This is a genomic window from Candidatus Hydrogenedens sp., assembly GCA_035378955.1.
Lineage (GTDB): Bacteria > Hydrogenedentota > Hydrogenedentia > Hydrogenedentales > Hydrogenedentaceae > Hydrogenedens.
The window spans coordinates 1-19344 of record DAOSUS010000055.1; the positions used below are offsets into that span (position 1 = coordinate 1).

Genomic DNA, 19344 nt, shown 5'->3' on the forward strand with positions numbered 1-19344 from the left:
CCAGAAAACAGTGCGGAAATCCCCGGTGGGGGGGTATGATAAGACGCAGGGAGCCAGAAATATAAAGGGAATAAGCCGGCTTTTATTCCAAAGGCAACCAATAACAAAGAACTAACAATGAGTTTTGAGTATTGTTGCTCTATCATGGAAAGTTTTATCGAAAGGTCAGCCAAATTCATTGTCCCAACCATGCCGTATAAAATGCCGGTAGATGCAAGAAATATTGCTGAAGACATAAGATTGAGAATGACATATTTTATGGAACCTTCTAATTGTCTTTGTTCACCTCCAAACGACATTAATACAAAAGAAGACATAAGCATAACTTCAAACCAAACATATAAATTGAATAAATCACCTGTTGTAAAAGCACCCGATACCCCCATCATTAAGAAGAAGGTTAAGGAAAGATAACCCAAACGGAATTCCTCTCTGGATGTCATTGAGCGAGTATATAGAAAAGAACAAAATACAAGTAACGAGGTAATTACAAGCATGATAGAACTGAAAAGGTCAATAACAATTGTTATCCCAAAGGGTGCTTGCCAATTTCCAATTTGCACAGAATAATAATTTCCATGATAAGTATTCCAGAGGAATATCAAGGCAACAAGAAAATAGGCAATGTTTCCAAACCACACAAAAAACCACTGCAAACGGGGCATCTTGTTAGTAACAAGGCAAATACTTGCCGTAAGCAGTGGTAGAATTATGGGTAGAATGACCAGTATTTTCATTGCAAATCCGTTTTGATTAAATCATCTACATCATCTGTGTTTAATGTTTTATGTGTTCGGTGAACCAAAACTAACAAAAAGGCTGTAACGCCGAAACTAATCACAATAGCAGTTAATACAAATGCTTGAGGAAGGGGGTCGGTTATTTGTGATGGGAGGGAGGTCGTCTCACTAAATATGGGTGGCAAATTTCTTGTAAGTCCACCTGCGGTAAATATTAATAGGTTGGCTCCGTGACTAACCAGACACATACCTAATATTAATTTAAACATATTTCTCTGGAGCATGAGATACAGTCCTGCGGAGTATAAACCACCAACCAAAATAGCAAATAGCCATTCCATAATAGTAATCTTATACCTCTTTGATAAGTTCAAGAATAATTAATAAAGTAGTCCCTGAAACGACACAAAAAACACCTGTATCAAATAACATCGGTGTGCCTAAGGATAGTGAATTAAAAGTTATCCATATTCCTGTCATAAAGGGTTGTCCAAATAATATGGAGATAAGTCCACTCCCACATGCCAATAGCAAACCCAATGCAATAATATATACAGGGGATATTCTCATCCAGTTTTGTGTTCGTTCTACACCGTATGCAAAAGCAAGCAATATAAACGAAGCAGAAGCCACCAATCCTCCTGAAAATCCACCTCCCGGTTGATTATGACCTGTTAATAAAAGATAAATAGCAAATAAAAATAGTAAGGGAGCAATATATTTTCCGGCGATTTTTAATATTAAACTATTCATGTTTCCTTAACCTCTGATAACGGAGTAATGCATAAGTGCCAATACCGGCTATTGCCAGAACAGTTATTTCACCCAGAGTATCAAAACCACGGAAATCTACAAGGATAACATTTACAATATTGCCTCCGTGGGCTTCGAGAAGGCTTTTCGTTGTGAAATAAGACGATATAGAAGGATGGGTCTGTATACTGGAAGCAGAAAGAGTTAGAAAGCCCATTACGATACCGAAAAGAACACTGATAAAAACATTTTGATATTTGGTAAATTTTCTTCGTCGTAAATGTTGTTCCGGTAAATGATAGAAGACAAAAACAAATAAGGATACGGTTAATGTTTCAATAATAAATTGTGTCATGGCTAAATCGGGTGCACTATAAATAAGAAAGACAACCGCCATCCCATAGCCTACTATCCCAAGGCATATCACTGCTGTTAATTTCGTTTGAGCATAAATAACTCCAATAATTCCTGCAATAATAATTGAAAATAAAACAAAGTCATATAAGGTAGTTTTATGTTCGGGATGAAAGATATGAGATACAATATTATTCTGAATAATTTCCCATTCCGCAATCATAGCAACAAAAGTAACAATAAGGACTGTGAAGGCAAATGTTTGTAGGTAGGAACGGAGTTTTCCATTCTGGAAAAAGCGAGTAATGCGGTCTGATTGTAGTAGTAATTGATTAATTGTCTGCTGATATATTCTTGTAGCCAATACTGTTATAGCGTGTTCTTCTGCTTTATTTTTCTGCCATACCAGGTAAAGTCCAAGTGCAAAACCTCCAAACCATGCTACAATGCTTGGTAATAACATTAAATAAGGGTTATGCTCTTTAATATTTTCAGGTTGTCCACGGATTGTTATATTTGATAGAAGGTCATTTGAAAGGTTGTGAAAAATATCTTTTAAATAAGGTGAAAAAGAAATACTTATACTAAATATGGCGAAAAACAAAGGAATACTTGCAAGTAAATAGGACAAAATTCCGAAATGGATTTCTTCTTCTATTTCATCTTTTTTGTATAAGGGTGTTAATAAAAATCGCACTGCAAAACCTGTTATCAAGCAATTCCCGATAACTATCAGTAATAAAATTATCGCTAAATACAAGGAATTTAAATGAAAAAGGGAATGGATAAGTTCTTCCTTTGCATAAAAACCAAAGGTGTAAGGTAGGCCAACAAGAGAACATAAGGATAAAAACGCAATAATAAAGAATAAAGGCTGTTTTTTCCATAACCCTCTTATTTTTGAGAGATACTTACGATGGGTTGAAAACTCTATAGTTCCTGCAAATAAGAATAAGCCTGCTTTGTATATAGCGTGAGCAAATAGTATAAGCATAGCGCTATAAATAGTTTCAGGGGTACCGATACCTATTAAGCAGGTAAGTAATCCTAAAGTGCTTATTGTAGTATATGCCAATGCTTTTTTGATGGAGTCTTCTTTTACACTACAGAATGCCCCCCAAAAGAAGGTAAAACCTCCAGATATGATTAAAACTATATGCCATAGAGGTATATTGGAAAATATAGGAGATAATCGAAATGCCAAAAATACTCCTGCCTTGACCATTGTAGCAGAGTGTAAATAAGCACTGGCAGGTGCTGGTGCTGTCATTGCGTCAGGTAACCAGAAATGGAATGGGTACTGAGCAGATTTCGTCATTATCCCTAAAATTATTAAGAAGACAGATATATTTAAAAAGAGAGATTGAGAAGAAAAATCAAACTTACCTTGAAGGTCTGAAACATTCACCGTTCCTGTGCTTATAAATAACATAATAAATCCTGCAAGAAGACAAAGCCCTCCCCCACCCGTAATAAGCAATGCCTCCCAGGCACTTTTTCTTGCTTCTTCCTGTTCATGGTAATGTCCTATGAGGAAAAAGGAAGCTAAACTGGTTAACTCCCAGAAAAGGAAAAGGAGAAACAAATTTGCAGAAAAGACAATACCTAACATAGAACCCATAAAGACGAAGAACCAGAAAAACCAACTGTTCAGAGATGTGTCTTTTTGCAAATAGATGATTGCAAAGAAATGAATTAGTATACCTATGGCTAAAATAAAAATTCCGAAAAGGAGTTGGAAATAAGAACTTTCAAAAGATAATTGGAGACCTAAGGACGGCAGCCAATTTAATTGATATGATAAGGCTTCCCTCTGGTGGAAGTATAAAATTGAAATAAAAAGTGCCAATAAAGGCGGAATGCTAATAATTACGCTTTGTAAAGGTTTTTTAATTGGAAAAAGTAAAAAAAGTAACAAAGCAGGACTGAATGCTAATAAAATAATCGCAAGTATCATTTTCTATTGTATTTTCAATCGCAAGTTGTATTATGCTCTTGTTATATTGATTTAGTTTGTAATATTATTTTATAAAGTTTGTATAATAAATGATAATATATTATCTGTTCAATATTTTTTAAACATTATAAGGAGGTCTTAAATGAAACATACAAAATTAATGACACAAAAAGTTTCCAATTTAGAAACAGCGTCTGCCGCTACAATTATTTCCATTGTTGCAACAGTTCTTACCGCTATTGCAGGTTTATTGTCTGCACTTGCCCCAATTATTTCAAAGAGTTAGTTTTAATAGCCAGACCTATCTGACAAATGCATAAGACAAATCAAAGATGTCAGATAGGTCTGCAAAAATATTACACTAATTCAAACAATCCACTAATTCCCATTCCTCCGCCAATACACATGGTAGCGATACCTTTTCTTGATTTTCTCCGTTGCATTTCATAGATTAGGGTTGTTGTAATTCGTGCACCAGAGCAACCAATAGGATGTCCTAAGGCAATGGCACCTCCATTAACATTTACAATATCTGTCTGCATACCTAACTGTTGTATGCAAGGAATGGATTGAGCGGAAAAAGCTTCGTTAATTTCCCATAGGTCAATATCATTGATTGTCAATTTATTTTTATCCAATAGTTTCCGAGTAGCAAATATAGGTCCTAATCCCATATAGGCAGGGGCACAGCCCATTGATTGAATATCTATAATGCGAACAGGATTGAAAGCGGGGTTTATTTTAGACAGAATATCTTCAGAAACAAGTATAAGGGCGGCTGCTCCATCATTAATACCCGAAGCGTTTCCCGCAGTAACCGTTCCATTGGGTTTAAAAGCAGGTTTAAGTTTACTTAACTTTTCTAATGTTGTATCTGGACGAGGATGTTCATCTTTATCCAAGACAACTGTCCCTTTTTTAGTTTCCAAATTAATAGGCACAATTTCTTGCTGGAACAATCCTTTTTCAAATGCATGTGCGCATTTCATCTGACTTTCATACGCAAATTGGTCTTGTGCTTCTCTGGATACTCCAAATTTTTCGGCAATATTTTCAGCGGTTATTCCCATGTGGTATTGATTGAAGATATCCCAGAGCCCATCATAAATCATGCTGTCAATAGCAGTAGTATCGCCCATTCGTGAACCGCGTCTTAAAGTTTTTAAAAGGTATGGTGCCTGTGACATATTTTCCATACCACCTGCAATAACAATATTTGCACGCTCTGTGCGAATACTTTGCCAAGCCAATTCAATGGCTTTCATCCCGGAGCCACAGACCATGTTTACTGTATATGCCGGCGTGGACTGAGATATTTCACTGTAAATAGAAACCTGACGAGAGGGGTTTTGTCCTAACCCTGCGGTTAATACTTCACCAAAAATGACTTCATCAATTTGTTCAGTAGAAATTTCTGGATGTCGGCGAAGTAATTCTTTCACGACAATAGTTCCCAACTGAACTGCTGATACTTCTGCCAAGATACCATTTAAACTTCCAACAGGCGTTCTTAAAGCATCAATGATAAACACGTATTTCATTTGCTGTTCCTTTCTTTTATTTAATTGATATATTATATTATGAAAATAATGTTAAATTATAACTGTTTTGAGTTGACAAGGGGTATAATTATTTTTTAATATAAGAATATACTTAATGGTAAGTATAAATTAAAACCTAACTTTATAAAAAATGAAAGGGTTTAACATGTCAGAAGAATTAAAAGCAAAATTTGAACAGGCTTCTAAAGATGTAACTCAATTGTCAGAAGCACCTGATGCTCAAACCAAATTAAGATTGTATGCTTTATATAAGCAGGCTTCCGAAGGGAATTGCAAAGGTTCCCGTCCTGGTATGATGGATTTTATAGGCAGGGCGAAATACGATGCATGGAAAGCATTGGAAGGGACATCGCAGGAACAAGCCATGCAGATGTATATTGACCTTGTAGAAGAATTAAAAGCAAAAGACAAGAAATAGTATCGGGTTTGTAAAATGCAAACCGCTTCTGGTGTTCAGAAGCGGTTTGCTATTTATGATATTAACAAGTTAACTGTATAAATTTACTTTTTGCGTGAGGATTTCTTTTCTTTGCCTTTCTTAGCGGGTTTGGCTGATTTTGCAGACTTGTTTCGAGGGGTTTCTATTTCAGCCTGTGCTGCGGCAAACCTTGCAATAGGGACACGGTAAGGACTGCAACTTACATAATTTAAGCCAACACGATGACAGAATTTCACGGATGAAGGTTCGCCACCATGTTCACCGCATATACCACATTTCAAGTCGGGACGAGTGGCTCTTCCTTTTTCTACAGCCATTTGAATAAGTTGTCCAATTCCTTCCTGGTCTAAAACTTCAAATGGGTCGGAAGGAAGGATTTTGTTTTCTAAGTAAACAGGCAAGAAGCTGCCGATATCATCACGAGAGAAGCCAAAGCCCATCTGGGTAAGGTCGTTCGTTCCGAAGCTAAAGAATTCTGCAGTTTCTGCAATCTTATCCGCGGTTAAGGCGGCTCGAGGAACTTCAATCATGGTACCAACCATATAGGTAATTTTTACACCCATTTCTTTCATGACATCTTTGGCTACTTTATGAATGATTTCAACTTGATTATCTAATTCTCGTTTTGAGCCAACGAGCGGGACCATAATTTCGGGCAACACCTTCATTTTTTGTTTAATCAAGGTTCCTGCGGCTTCAAGGATAGCACGGGCTTGCATTTCAGTAATTTCGGGATAGGTAATACCTAAACGGCAACCGCGATGTCCTAACATGGGGTTCATTTCGTGTAGTTTTTCAACACGTGCTTTGATTTCTTCAACAGTTACATTACAAACCTTTGCCAGATTTTGAAGTTCTTCAGGGTCTTCCAGGAGGCTACCGACAAACTCATGTAATGGCGGGTCGAGCAAACGAACCGTTACTGGTCTGCCGTTCATGGCTTTGAAAATACCGATGAAATCTTCTTTCTGGAAAGGTAAAAGTTTCATAACGGCGGAACGGCGTTCTTCTTGATTCTTAGCGAGAATCATTTCACGCATGTGTATAATTCGTTCTGGCTGGAAGAACATGTGTTCGGTGCGTGCCAGACCGATACCTTCTGCACCAAATTCTACGGCTTTGGCGGCATCATCGGGGCGTTCTGCATTGGTGCGAACTTTCAATACACGAATTTCATCAGCCCATTTCATAATAGAAGCGAACCATTTATTCTTTTCGGGTTGAGCTGGGATAACCTTGAGTGCGCCCTTGTAAACCTTTCCAAGGCTACCGTTCATGGAAATCCAGTCTCCTTCTTTCAGAACTTCTCCAGCAACATGGATTTCTTTTTTCTCAAGGTCAATATGTAAACTACCACAACCTACGATACAGCATTTTCCCCAACCACGAGCAACCAATGCGGCGTGAGAGGTCATGCCGCCTCTTGCGGTAAGGATAGCTTCTGCTGCGTGCATGCCATGGACATCTTCGGGAGAGGTTTCTTCACGGACAAGGATAACTTTTTCGCCTTTCTTTGCCCATGCTTCTGCATCATCTGCAGTCAATACGATTTTTCCTACGGCGCCACCGGGTCCTGCAGGTAATCCTTTAGCAATAACTTTTGCTTTTTGTTCTTCTGCGGGGTCAAGCATTGGATGCAAGAATTCGTCGAGTTGTGAGGGTTTTACACGCATAATGGCTGTTTTCTTATCAATCAATTTTTCATTTGCCATATCCACAGCAATCCGAACGGCTGCCATACCGGTACGTTTTCCGGTCCGTGTTTGCAACATAAAGAGTTTACCTTCTTCAATAGTAAACTCTATATCTTGCATATCTGTAAAATGCTTTTCTAACTTATTGCGAATACCTACTAACTCTTTATATGTTTTGGGCATTAGTTTTTCTAATGAAGGAAGATGTTGATTTTCCTGACTTTTTGTGGCTTCGTTTAATGGATAAGGTGTGCGAATACCTGCAACGACATCTTCGCCTTGTGCATTGACAAGCCATTCACCATAGAATTTATTTTCACCTGTAGCCGGATTTCGAGTGAAAGCAACGCCTGTTGCAGAGGTTTCACCTAAATTACCAAAGACCATCGATTGCACATTTACGGCTGTTCCCCAATCATCGGGAATTTTCTCGATACGACGATAAGCAATAGCCCGTTTGCCGTTCCATGATTGGAATACTGCTTTAATAGCACCCCATAATTGCTCATGGGGGTCATCCGGGAATTCTTTCTTTAATGTATCTTTAACGATTTGCTTGAATTTTTCGCTTAATTCTTTTAGGTCTTCTGCGGTAAGTTCGGTATCCAGTTTTACTCCCTTTTGCTTTTTTAATTCGTCCATTGCCGCTTCCATTTGTTTACGGACGGCCATCTCTTCTTTTTCGGGTTCAATACCTGCAGCTTTTTCCATAACGACATCGGCATACATCATAATAAGACGGCGATAAGAGTCGTATACGAAGCGTTCGTTCTTTGTTTTTTCAATAAGTCCGGGGATTGTTTTAGAGCAAAGACCGACATTTAGAACTGTTTCCATCATTCCAGGCATGGAAATACGGGCACCGGAGCGAACAGATACTAACAGAGGATTTTTAGGGTCACTAAATTTTTTGCCCATTGTCTTTTCAACTCTTTGTAATGCCTTTTTAACTTCATCAACGAGGGAAGAGGGGAGTTTTCCTTTATTGGCGTAATATTCAGTACACATTTCTGTTGAAATCGTGAATCCTGCGGGGACAGGAATGCCTAAATTAGCCATTTCAGCAAGATTGGCTCCTTTGCCACCGAGAATTTCTTTCATATCGGCACGGCCTTCTGCCTTGCCTCCACCAAAGAAATAAACAAACTTTTTACTCATAAATTTTTTTCTCCTGTATTATAGGTTTAATTGTTTATATATTTTTTGACCGTAAATTTGTATCTAAAAACTAAAAGCCCCTTCTTTCTAAGGAATTGTTGAACAATGCTACTGATTTTATTTATGTAATCAAAACGAGGATATGATATTATAATACTTCTGATGTAATATTATCAAAAATAATTTATTTTTATAATTTTTTAATCGCTATATTTTCATAGAAGTACAAAGGGAATAGGAAAGAATGTCGGCAAATAATCCCCAAAAAGAGAATATAGGCCTTGTATCTTCTGAAGATAAGGAAGTATGGTATAAAAGTCCAGCATTACGGTTCGTTGTATTTTTTATAATTGTAGTTGTTAGTTTTTTAACAGCATATCGTTATTTAATTCGCACGATATGGAACGACCGTTATCTTTTTACATTAGCCAGAAATACATGTTGGGTATTGAATAAAATAGGGGATAATGCCACATTAGAAGGGCTTCCACAGAATACATCTCCTGAGGAATGTAGAGCATGGTTATCTGCCTGGGCAAGAGGTGCCAATCAACCTGCTCCTGAGGATTATATTAATGTTAGCAAGGAACCTTTAACGCCGTGGGAACAATGGTCTTTTCGTGCTCAAAAGGCGAGGAAACAAGGGGGGCAAACAAAGTTGGGTCCACGTGTTGTATTTGTTTTGAAGGAGGGTTTATTATCTAAAATAACAAGATTGGAAGAGAAAATAAAAGAATTAAATCGCAATTCAACTCTATCGGAACCCGAAAAAGCGAGCCTGTTAGCAAAGTATAATATAGAATTACAAGCGTTAAGAGTACAGTATGCGGAAGCCCAAAAAAATTCCAAAGAAAATCGGCAGGTTAGTGGATATATTTTTCCGTTTATTATTATTTCGGAATGTGGTGCCATAGAGATTATGGCGATATTTTTTGCTGCGGTAATTGCATACCCCACACTTTTTCGGAAGAAGTTATTGGGAATAGTTGTCGGGATACCTTTAATGTATTTTGTTAATATTTTTCGTTTGACTTTTTTAGCAATTGTAGGGGCATTAAACGCAGGGGGAAAATGGTTTGAATTTTTACATTATTATGTCTGGCAGGCTGTATATATTGTTTTTGTGGTAGCCGTATGGCTTGCATGGATTGAGTTTGTTGTCTATGCAGAAGTCAAGGAAGGAATGTCTTTCCGAGACCGTATCATACAGATTTTCCAGAAGAAAACTTTGGTTCCTCTATTTCAGACTTTGCTATTCTGTGTAAAATTTATTCTTGTGGTTGTTCCGCTGGTATGTATCTGGTGGGCATTGATTCCTGTGTATGGGTGGATACTTGTCCAGATATCGGGTTCTATTTTGAGATTTATAATGGGTGTGCCAATCGTGGCGGGTGGAATACGACCTTCTGGTTTTCTGAATACGGCTTCTGTAATTTATTTTGTAATACAGGGGTATGAGTTTGAAAAAACATCGCCTATTGCGTTGTTAATAACAAATCTACCTCCTTTTATTTCGCTGATGTTAATTACGCGTATATCATGGATAAGTCGTTTGAAAAAGATATTATGGGGTGTAAGTATAATCATACTGGGTCATATTCTTTTTATTGTCATAGTGCTTCGTTATCAGGAAGTATTAAAGGCATATAGTGAATTACCAATGGCTGTAATTCAGTTTTACCTTACAATGCCATTTATGTTATGGATAGCCATGGTATTTCGTGAGCGATTTTTAAATCGTCCTTCTAACAATCTCACTCCCAGTAAGAAACAGGCATAAAATCCCTTTGTATTCATCCTATTATAATTAAAGAAAATTGCCTTTTTTGCCGAAATAATAAATGTAACTTTATGTTGGAAAAGGAACCCGACGAAATAAGGAGACTGACAATGAATACAAACTCAATCGCATCAGTCAGCATCGTCGGGGCCGGACTAAGCCAGTTTCGACTGCAGTCCCAATCTGCAGAGGGAGTAGGATTGAAGGAGCAACCTATGCCTTCTACAGACTTGGGGACAGCGACTCTGGAACTTATACTTCGGACTCTGTCGCTTAATGAGTCGGAGGGGCACGACCTCGATGTGCTGGCTTAGCACTCAATCTGTCCTTTTCCGAGGGAGGCAGAACATGGATGTGTATGCCTCCCTTTTTTATTTATGAAACAAGATTATCCTGATTACATTAAATCTGAATATTTTTTTGATATAAGGGATGTATATTTTTAGGGATAATTCATGAATTATTCCTACATTATTTTGAAAAACAATTTATAAATTTAATCCCTTTTGAAATTGGCGTGGTAGATAACTCTTATTTCCAGAATTTATTTTTCATTCTGTATATAATGGCATAGATGAAAATTTTCGCCATCCCATTTTACATAGGTTCTATTTTCTATCCAATCGCCGGAATTGATATACCAACACTGACGGCCATTAATTTGTAATACCGAACATTCCGGTTTATGGCAATGACCCGATATAACTGCATCACACAACGAATTTTTCATTTTTTCTATCGCATAGGATTTTATGGATTCTGCCTCTCGATAATGTCCAGATACATTATTTTTTTGTAATTGGCGACTACCTTTGCTAAGGAATTGTGCCAGCCCCATTGCCCAATCGGGATGAATTAAACGAAAAGCAAAAATTAGAAAAGGATTTCTTGCTAAAGTCTTAAATAACCGGTATCCCCAATCTTTTTTATTAAGTCCATCTCCATGAATTAACATGGTTTTACACCCATCAAAATCGAATATTACTCCAGATTGTAAAATATGAAAACCAATTCTTTCGAGGTTTTTCCCTGCCCAGAAATCATGATTTCCTCCAATAAAAAACAGGTCTACTCTCTTGCGATTAAGTTCATAAAAAGCGTTTAATATTTCCAGGTATTCTGAAAAGACCACATGTTTATATTCAAACCAGAAATCAAAAATATCTCCCAAACAAATAATTCTTCGGGGAGGATTTTCCGCTAAACTGTGCAAGAAAGTTTCAAATTGCTTGCGATGAGATAAATACTTCTCCCCTACTTTTAAGTGAACATCCGATAATATAATATCAAAATTCACAGCCAACCTATCTTATTTAAGGGCCAAAAACGAAATACGGCTTTACCTATAATCTGGTCCTCGCTAATAGGACCAAAATAACGACTATCTTTACTAATTCTTCGATTATCACCCAATACATAATATTCACCAGGGTGTAGGTATACCATGTCCTCTTCATCCGAATTTTTATTCTGGCTATCCAAATAGGGTTCCTCTACAAGATTATTGTTCACATATACCCTATTTTTTGAGTATTCAACTTTTTTCTGATGAGTTTCCTGCGAAGTGTGTTCGGAGGCACTTACAATTTTAGTTGAGGAGTCGGATGGAAGCATTGCTATAACTCTTTTCACATACCTGCGGTCATCTTCCCCTTTTCCTTCAAAAACGATAATATCTCCTTCGTGCACTTTCCATTGTTCGGGCAAGAAAGGAAACCGTTTTAAAACACAGGGCAGTTTAAACACTAAAATACGGTCACCTTCGTTTAAGGTTTCTTTCATAGATGGTCCCCAAACTTCATAACCTTCGACGACAAAGGAATGTATAAACCAAACACAAAAAACAAATAGAAGGAGCAACTTAATAAAAGCAACTATTTCACTTAAAACAGAATCCCCATTATTGGTAGGTGATTCTTGTTGGTTTGTTTCGTTTTTTATTTCTTCTGTTTCACTACTCATAAGATTGACATTTTTTAATATTTGTATTCGGCGACCCCATACGAAATCGCTTATTCTTTAATGCTGATATAAAATCTATCCTATCCGGCTTTTCCATTTCAACCTCAATCCAGTATTTACCTACATGAAAGGCACGATGGGCATCACTTGCACAAGTTTGTATCCGATTTAGTTTGTTCGCCCATAAACTTGCTTTTTCTTGTTCCGCAACATTCATGTTCACACTCATTACTTCCATAGCAGGAATAGGTAATGCTTCTAAACGGTGGTCAAAATGGTGATAGTTTCGTGTCGGATGGGCAGCAATGCAAAATCCATTATGTTTATTTACTTCTGCAATTACTTCTTCCACAGAAACGAAATTTTTCCAATTTGAAATGGTTTTTCCAGGCAATCCAAAAACGAGTAGGTCTCCTGCATCTGTAGTAATCTCTGCCCCTGAAAAAATAATTAATCCGTTTACAAATACTTTCTTTTTCAATTCCTCAATTTCTTTGTCCGTCCATTGGTAATGATGTTCTGTAATAACAATACCATCTAAACCTGTGGATATAGCACTCTCTACCATTTCCTCTGGCTCCATCAAACTACATGGGGAATAAATACTGGTATGCAAATGTATATCAAATTTTAAACGCATAAAAATCCCTTTTGTATATTTAAAAAATAATTTTTTCTAATCTCAGGATATAAGACTGCTAATCCCGTCCAAAAGAACTTGTTCTTCTCTTTGCCAATTATACCTTATTTCCACTGCTTTTCGCCCATTTTTTCCCAAACGAGTTGCTTCTTCGGGATTGCGGAGTAGGAAAATAATGGCATTGGCAATATCTTCTGGTTTAGTAACATCTACACATAAACCGCAATCACTTTCCCGAACGATTTTTGAAACCTCTATAGAAAAATCTGGAACAATTACGGGTATTTCTTCACGCATGTAATCAAAAAGTTTATGGGGCATTGCTAAAGTATGATTTAAAAAGCCCGGTTGGAATAGGATTAAACCTATTTTTGATACACGGATGTATTTGGGAACCTCCTCAAAAGGAACTACACCTAACAGATGTATATTTTCTTCTAATTTTTTCCTTTGTATTGCCTGCCGATACTCTTCGACACTTCCATAAACATATTCTCCGAGGACAATACAACGGAAATCAGGAATTTCTTTAACGACCAGTTCAACGGCATTTAGTAATTGATAAGAACCCCGTATGGTCCCAAATACCCCTTGATGAATAACTGTGGGAGCGTTTGCATATTTTTCTATTAAGGATAAAGGTATATCGGAACAAATAGGTTGCAAATGGTTTGTATTAAGGATAGTAATTCGAGGAGTTTTTATTCCTTTCCATAAAGGCTCAAAACTTTCTCGTGTCAGAATAATCATGTCCGTGTAACGGGCAAATATTCTCATTACTTTAAGTGTGAGGTATTCTATTGGTTTATGTAAAAACTTTGGGAAAAACTGAGCCATTTTATTCGGGTTATGTTCATGCATATCAAATATTACTTTACCGCCCTTAAATAATTTAATCATGATGGCAGAGACCCATGATTCGGGTTCGGGTGCGATATAAATGTCTGTAGGAATTTTCCTACCTAATTTAAAGAGGGTATAAACCGATTTTATTCGGCTCCACCATCCTTTCTTGTATGGAAATACAATGAACTGAACTCCTATATCGCTCTCGGGAGGTTCTGTGCCTGAATAGGGACAGACCGAAGTAACTTTATATCCATTAGCCACAAAACTACGCGCTAATTTATGATACATTCTCTTATCATAAGGCTCATGTAAAACATTTAAAAGTGTTATTCTTGTTTTTGGTTCTGACATTCTTTTCATTGTTCCTAAAAAAGGTAATTTTATTTATTACTTGCTTTTTCCAATATAGCGAGAATTTCTTTTACTGCAGAATCTAACCCAATAAAGATAGCACGGGCTATAATGTCATGTCCTATATTTACCTCTTTAAGCCCCGGGATTTTTGCCACAGGTTCTAAATTTCGCACTGTTAAACCATGTCCCGCATGGAGAGATAATCCTAATTGGATTGCTACCTTACTGGCTTCATAAAGCCGATTTAATTCTTTGTTAATTTGTTCTCCTTCTGCATTTGCGTATGCTCCTGTGTGTAATTCAACACTGTCGGCGCCTATCTCTGCACTGGCATGAACTTGTTCTATATCCGGGTCAACAAACATACTTACTTTTATACCTTTTTCATGCATTCCATCTACGACTTTTTTTAAATTATCCTTTTGTCCTGCCACATCTAAACCGCCTTCTGTGGTAATTTCCTGTCGATTTTCCGGAACAAGACACACAGTATAAGGGGCAATTCGATGTGCAATTTTTATAATTTCGGGCACTCCCGCCATTTCTAAATTCATACGCACTAACAATACTTCTTTTAGTAATTCAACATCTTTATCTTGAATATGTCGTCTATCCTGACGCAGATGAACTGTAATTTGATGAGCACCTGCAATCTCACATATCTTGGCTGCGGTTATAACATCCGGGGCTTTCCCTTTTCTCGCTTCTCTTAATGTGGCTACATGGTCTATATTCACGCCCAACTCAATCATATTAAATACCTCCAAATCTATTTAGGATTTAAGCAAAACAGTAATTTTTTCGATTAATTTTTTACAATAAATTTCGGCTTTCCTTAACTCTTCATGTTGCACCATAACTCGAATAATAGGCTCTGTACCTGAATAACGGACGACTACCTTTCCTTCGCCATTTAATTCCTTTTCTATCTCTTCTGAAACTTTATCCAATTGCTCTTTGGTTAATCTTTCCTTACCTTCACAGGGAACTTTACCATGTTGCTCAGGTAAAGGCTGGTAAATTTTTCCTAATTCTGAAAGGGGTTGGTCTGTTCGTATCATTATAGATAACACCTGTAAAGCAGAAATCATCGCATCACCCGTGACATTGTAGTCTAACAGGACAATATGGCCGGAAGGTTCACCGCCCAAATTGGAGTTCTCTTTTTTTAATGCTTCCGAAACGGCTCTATCCCCAACACCAGTTCGCACTACACGCCCACCATAAGGTTTTATTGCTCGTTCTAATCCTGCGTTTGCCATCACAGTAGTTACAAGAGTTTTATTTCCTAATATTTCTCTTTTCAAATAATCCACTCCTAAAATAGCAAGAATAGCATTCCCATCCAATAATCTCCCATGAGCATCAGCCATTACCAACCTGTCTCCATCGCCATCAAAAGCAATGCCTACATCTGCCTTTTCACGAATAACCTGTGCCCGCATTTCTTCGGGGTATACAGAGCCGCACTTGTCGTTAATATTGATTCCGTTAGGCTCATCTCCGATAGGAATTACTTCTGCACCTAATTCGGATAAAGTATCCGGTCCAACACGATACATTGCTCCATTGGCACAGTCAACAACTATCCGTAAGCCATCCAAACGCATACCTTTGGGAAAGGTTGCTTTCACAAACTCAATATATCTACCTACCGCATCATCAATCCGCTTTGCGGTTCCAATTTTTTCACCTGTAGGTCGGAGTTGGTCTACTTCACCTGTTTGAATTAATCGTTCAATTTCATCTTCAATCTCGTCGGGAATTTTGTATCCGTCTGGACCGAAAATTTTTATGCCATTATCATGATAGGGGTTATGAGAGGCACTTATCATAATCGCTCCATCACAGCGTAAACTCCGCATAATATAAGAGACCCCTGGTGTTGGAAGGGGACCTGTAAGTAAAACTCGCACCCCTACCGAACACAACCCTGCCGTTAATGCATTTTCAAGCATATAACATGAACGGCGGGTATCTTTACCAATAAGTATGGTATGCTGTCGGTTTTCTCGTTGGAAAATAGTTCCTGTAGCCTGCCCGATTTTTAAAGCCATCTCGGTAGTCATCGGGTGGACATTGGCTATTCCACGAACGCCATCGGTTCCAAATAATCGTTTTTTCATAGTCCTTCATCCTTTATCCATTCCATAAATTATAGCCTCACTCATACGCACAACTCGAACCATCTCTTTTACCTGATGAACTCTTACTGCATGCACTCCTTGAAATACAGCCCATGCGACAGTAGCCGATGTCCCTTCTACTCTTTGGTCTACAGGTAAATCCAAAACGGTTCCTATGGTCGATTTATTGGAAGTTCCTATTAAAATAGGCAACCCAAATTGAAAAAATTCTTTAATTCGGCGAAGTATAATTAAATTTTGCTCCACAGTTTTACCGAACCCAAAACCGGGGTCGAGCCATATTTTATCTCTGTTTATACCCTGCTTTTCTGCAAAATTTAATCGTTCTTCAAAGAAGGCACATATATCCGATACAACATCGTTATAATGGGGTTGCAATTGCATTGTTTTTGGAGTTCCTTGCATATGCATTAAAACATATTCACAACCTGCTTCTGCAACAACTTCTGCTAATTCCGGGTCAAATCGGAAAGCAGATATATCATTAATCATTGAGACACCATATTTCAATGCTTTACGGGCGGTATCTGAACGATAAGTATCTATAGAACATGGAACGGCAATACCTTGTAGTTTTTCCAATACAGGTAAAACTCTTCGTTGTTCTTCTTCGGCTCCCACCGGTTCGGAACCGGGACGAGAGGATTCCCCGCCAATATCTATATAATCACACCCGTCTTTAATCATCTGGATGGCATGGTTATAGGCACTTTCTAATGAAAAATAATGTCCCCCATCGTAAAATGAGTCTAAGGTAACATTTAAGATACCAATAACCTTTGTGCGTTTTGACATTTTAATATTTTTCCATCCCACTATTAATAAGAACTAAGCTAAGTCAGGCAAAGGGGGTTGAGAAGGTGTAGGTAATTCTTGTAAATCTTCAGTTTTGGGTTCCTGAGGTATTGCTTCTTCTGTTGTTTTTTTCTGTCTTTCCTTCTTCCATCGTTCAGGGAGAACATGCTCACCTCCAATAGAGCAAATTATATCATCAATTTCATGGGATTCTAATGTCTCTTTTTCGTTTAATGCTTTGGCTAAGGCATCTAATATATCTTTGTGCTTTTCCAAAAGTTCCCGAGTATCTTTGTAAGCCTCTTCAATAATTTTATGAACTTCTCGGTCAACAGAAGCGGCCGTTTCTTCGCTAAATTCTCGCATTCGGACGAAATCACGGCCTAAAAATACTTCGTCATTTTTACCGAAGGCAATGGGTCCTAAGGAACTCATACCCCATTCGCAAACCATTGAATGGGCTAATCGGGTGGCTTGTTGGAGGTCATTGGCACAACCACTTGTAAATTCATTAAATACAATTTCTTCCGCGGCGCGTCCTCCCATAGTAACTCGTATGGTTGCTAAACACCATTTCAATGTAAGATTGTGTCTATCTTCCTCGGGTAAGAAACTGGTAACACCTAAGGAAGGACCTCGCGGGATAATAGTTGCTTTGTGTATAGGGTCGGCATCGGGTAATAAACGACCGATTAAGACATGTCCTGCTTCGTGATATGCTGTTTGTAATTTTTCTTTAGCACTTAACACCAAACTCTTTCGGGCAGGACCCATTAAAACACGGTCTTTGGCATCTTCAAAATCAATCATGCTTACTTTTTCTTTATTTCGTCTTGCTGCGAGTAGTGCTGCTTCGTTTACCATATTTGCAAGGTCAGCACCTGAAAATCCGGGGGTACTTCTTGCTAATACTTCGAGGTCAACATCATCATCTATAGGAACTTTTTGATTTCGTATATGCACCTCTAATATTTGTTTTCTACCACGGATATCGGGATTAGCAACTACAATCTGACGGTCAAATCGTCCTGGACGAAGTAAAGCCCTATCCAGGACATCGGGACGATTTGTTGCTGCCATCAAAATGACGCCCTCATTGCTATTGAAACCATCCATCTCCACCAATAACTGGTTTAAAGTCTGCTCTCTTTCATCATGTCCGCCACCCAATCCAGCACCTCTTTGTCTTCCTACGGCATCAATTTCATCAATAAAAATAATACAGGGGGCATTTTTATATCCCTGCTGGAACAAATCCCGAACGCGACTTGCTCCTACACCCACAAACATTTCTACAAAATCGGAACCACTGATACTAAAAAATGGGACATTGGCTTCACCGGCTACTGCTCGGGCTAATAAGGTTTTTCCGGAACCCGGCGGACCTACTAATAAAACACCTCTGGGTATTCTACCCCCTAATCGGGAAAACTTTTTGGGGTCTTTTAAGTATTCTACAATTTCTTTTAATTCTTCTTTTGCTTCATCTACACCGGCTACATCATTAAAAGTGACTACTTTATCGCTTTGATTAACCAAACGCGCACGGCTTTTTCCAAATGATAAAGCTTTGTTGCTACCGCCCTGAACCTGTCTAAACATTAGGAACCAAAACAACCCCATAATAATGAGCAAGGGAAGGACATTGATTAAAATTCCTTGCCACAAGGGATTATCTGTTTCATATTTATATACTACCCCCTGTTGTTCTAATTGTGTTTTCCATTCCTCCTTAAAATTATCGGTATTAAACTGAATTTTTTTCTGTCCCTCTACTTCATTTTTCAACTCCGCATATACTTGTTTGAGGTTATTTCCCGATTCACGAATAGTTACTGTTTTAATATTTCCTTGTTGTAGTTGCTGAACAAAATCGGGTTCCAGAAGTTCTTTATGAGGTCCTTTCACTTTTGAAAAGTTGGACAGCACAAGAACCATAATAATTAAAAATACCACCCATAACGATATTTGCTTTAAAAAACTATTCATTCAAACACAAAACCTTTGTAAATCTTTAATTATTCTAATATTTAACGAAAACCGTCAATAAATAAATGACGAAATATTGGATTTACATCTCAAAATTATCATGATATATCTTACTTATATGATAACAAATATGACCTGATAAAACAATTCTTTAAGATTTGTTTTTTACGG

17 protein-coding genes are annotated in these 19344 nt (G+C 37.7%); 3 read left to right on the forward strand and 14 right to left on the reverse strand.

Features of this window, described 5'->3' with window-relative positions; all coding sequences use genetic code 11:
• The 4 genes from PLA12_10595 to PLA12_10610 all read right to left on the reverse strand — a co-directional run.
• Window positions 1–737 (reverse strand): proton-conducting transporter membrane subunit (locus PLA12_10595; protein ID HOQ32945.1); only part of this gene is annotated, 737 nt, incomplete at its 3' end.
• The gene (locus tag PLA12_10600) at window positions 734–1081 is read right to left on the reverse strand and encodes a Na+/H+ antiporter subunit C (protein HOQ32946.1); all 348 of its coding nucleotides are present in this window, start codon (window positions 1079–1081) and stop codon (window positions 734–736) included. The genes PLA12_10595 and PLA12_10600, both read right to left, overlap by 4 nt.
• A gap of 10 nt (window positions 1082–1091) precedes the next feature.
• On the reverse strand, window positions 1092–1493 hold the full coding sequence (locus tag PLA12_10605; GenBank protein HOQ32947.1) for an MnhB domain-containing protein: 402 nt from the start codon (window positions 1491–1493) through the stop codon (window positions 1092–1094).
• Entirely contained in the window at window positions 1486–3804 is a 2319-nt protein-coding gene (locus tag PLA12_10610) for a proton-conducting transporter membrane subunit (GenBank protein HOQ32948.1), read from the reverse strand. Before PLA12_10610 ends, PLA12_10605 begins: the two co-directional genes overlap by 8 nt.
• A 142-nt stretch (window positions 3805–3946) precedes the next feature.
• Here PLA12_10610 and PLA12_10615 point away from each other — a divergent pair, with 142 nt between their 5' ends.
• Window positions 3947–4090 carry a hypothetical protein gene (locus PLA12_10615; GenBank protein ID HOQ32949.1) on the forward strand — a complete coding sequence of 48 codons (144 nt, stop codon included), beginning with the start codon at window positions 3947–3949 and terminating at the stop codon, window positions 4088–4090.
• 70 nt (window positions 4091–4160) lie between these two features.
• On the opposite strand, the gene PLA12_10620 is transcribed toward PLA12_10615, so the two are convergent.
• Window positions 4161–5345 carry an acetyl-CoA C-acetyltransferase gene (locus tag PLA12_10620; GenBank protein ID HOQ32950.1) on the reverse strand — a complete coding sequence of 395 codons (1185 nt, stop codon included), beginning with the start codon at window positions 5343–5345 and terminating at the stop codon, window positions 4161–4163.
• Window positions 5346–5511: 166 nt separating this feature from the next.
• On the opposite strand from PLA12_10620, the gene PLA12_10625 reads away from it, so the two are divergent.
• A complete protein-coding gene (locus PLA12_10625) occupies window positions 5512–5784 on the forward strand; it encodes an acyl-CoA-binding protein (protein HOQ32951.1) in 273 nt (90 codons plus the stop codon).
• Between the two features lie 83 nt (window positions 5785–5867).
• Here PLA12_10625 and ppdK read toward each other — a convergent pair whose 3' ends face one another.
• Entirely contained in the window at window positions 5868–8657 is a 2790-nt protein-coding gene (gene ppdK, locus PLA12_10630) for a pyruvate, phosphate dikinase (protein HOQ32952.1), read from the reverse strand.
• A gap of 244 nt (window positions 8658–8901) precedes the next feature.
• Between ppdK and PLA12_10635 the strand changes: the two genes are divergently transcribed.
• Entirely contained in the window at window positions 8902–10437 is a 1536-nt protein-coding gene (locus PLA12_10635; GenBank protein ID HOQ32953.1) for an archaeosortase/exosortase family protein, read from the forward strand.
• Window positions 10438–10981: 544 nt separating this feature from the next.
• Here PLA12_10635 and PLA12_10640 read toward each other — a convergent pair.
• The 8 genes from PLA12_10640 to ftsH are packed head-to-tail and all read right to left on the reverse strand — an operon-like array spanning window position 10982 to window position 19173.
• The gene (locus PLA12_10640; GenBank protein ID HOQ32954.1) at window positions 10982–11734 is read right to left on the reverse strand and encodes a UDP-2,3-diacylglucosamine diphosphatase; all 753 of its coding nucleotides are present in this window, start codon (window positions 11732–11734) and stop codon (window positions 10982–10984) included.
• The gene (gene lepB, locus PLA12_10645; GenBank protein ID HOQ32955.1) at window positions 11731–12399 is read right to left on the reverse strand and encodes a signal peptidase I; all 669 of its coding nucleotides are present in this window, start codon (window positions 12397–12399) and stop codon (window positions 11731–11733) included. The genes PLA12_10640 and lepB overlap by 4 nt, the downstream gene beginning before the upstream one ends.
• Window positions 12392–13039, reverse strand: a complete 648-nt coding sequence (locus PLA12_10650; protein HOQ32956.1) for a PHP-associated domain-containing protein — start codon at window positions 13037–13039, stop codon at window positions 12392–12394. The genes lepB and PLA12_10650 overlap by 8 nt, the downstream gene beginning before the upstream one ends.
• A gap of 42 nt (window positions 13040–13081) precedes the next feature.
• Complete coding sequence (locus PLA12_10655; GenBank protein ID HOQ32957.1) at window positions 13082–14239, reverse strand: glycosyltransferase; 1158 nt, start codon at window positions 14237–14239, stop codon at window positions 13082–13084.
• Window positions 14240–14268: 29 nt separating this feature from the next.
• Window positions 14269–14994, reverse strand: a complete 726-nt coding sequence (locus PLA12_10660; protein HOQ32958.1) for a pyridoxine 5'-phosphate synthase — start codon at window positions 14992–14994, stop codon at window positions 14269–14271.
• A gap of 21 nt (window positions 14995–15015) precedes the next feature.
• Window positions 15016–16368, reverse strand: a complete 1353-nt coding sequence (glmM, locus tag PLA12_10665) for a phosphoglucosamine mutase (protein ID HOQ32959.1) — start codon at window positions 16366–16368, stop codon at window positions 15016–15018.
• Between the two features lie 6 nt (window positions 16369–16374).
• Window positions 16375–17184 (reverse strand): dihydropteroate synthase, encoded by an 810-nt coding sequence (gene folP, locus PLA12_10670; GenBank protein ID HOQ32960.1) that lies wholly within the window; start codon window positions 17182–17184, stop codon window positions 16375–16377.
• A 33-nt stretch (window positions 17185–17217) separates the two neighbouring features.
• On the reverse strand, window positions 17218–19173 hold the full coding sequence (gene ftsH, locus PLA12_10675; GenBank protein HOQ32961.1) for an ATP-dependent zinc metalloprotease FtsH: 1956 nt from the start codon (window positions 19171–19173) through the stop codon (window positions 17218–17220).
• Between the last annotated feature and the right edge of the window lie 171 nt (window positions 19174–19344).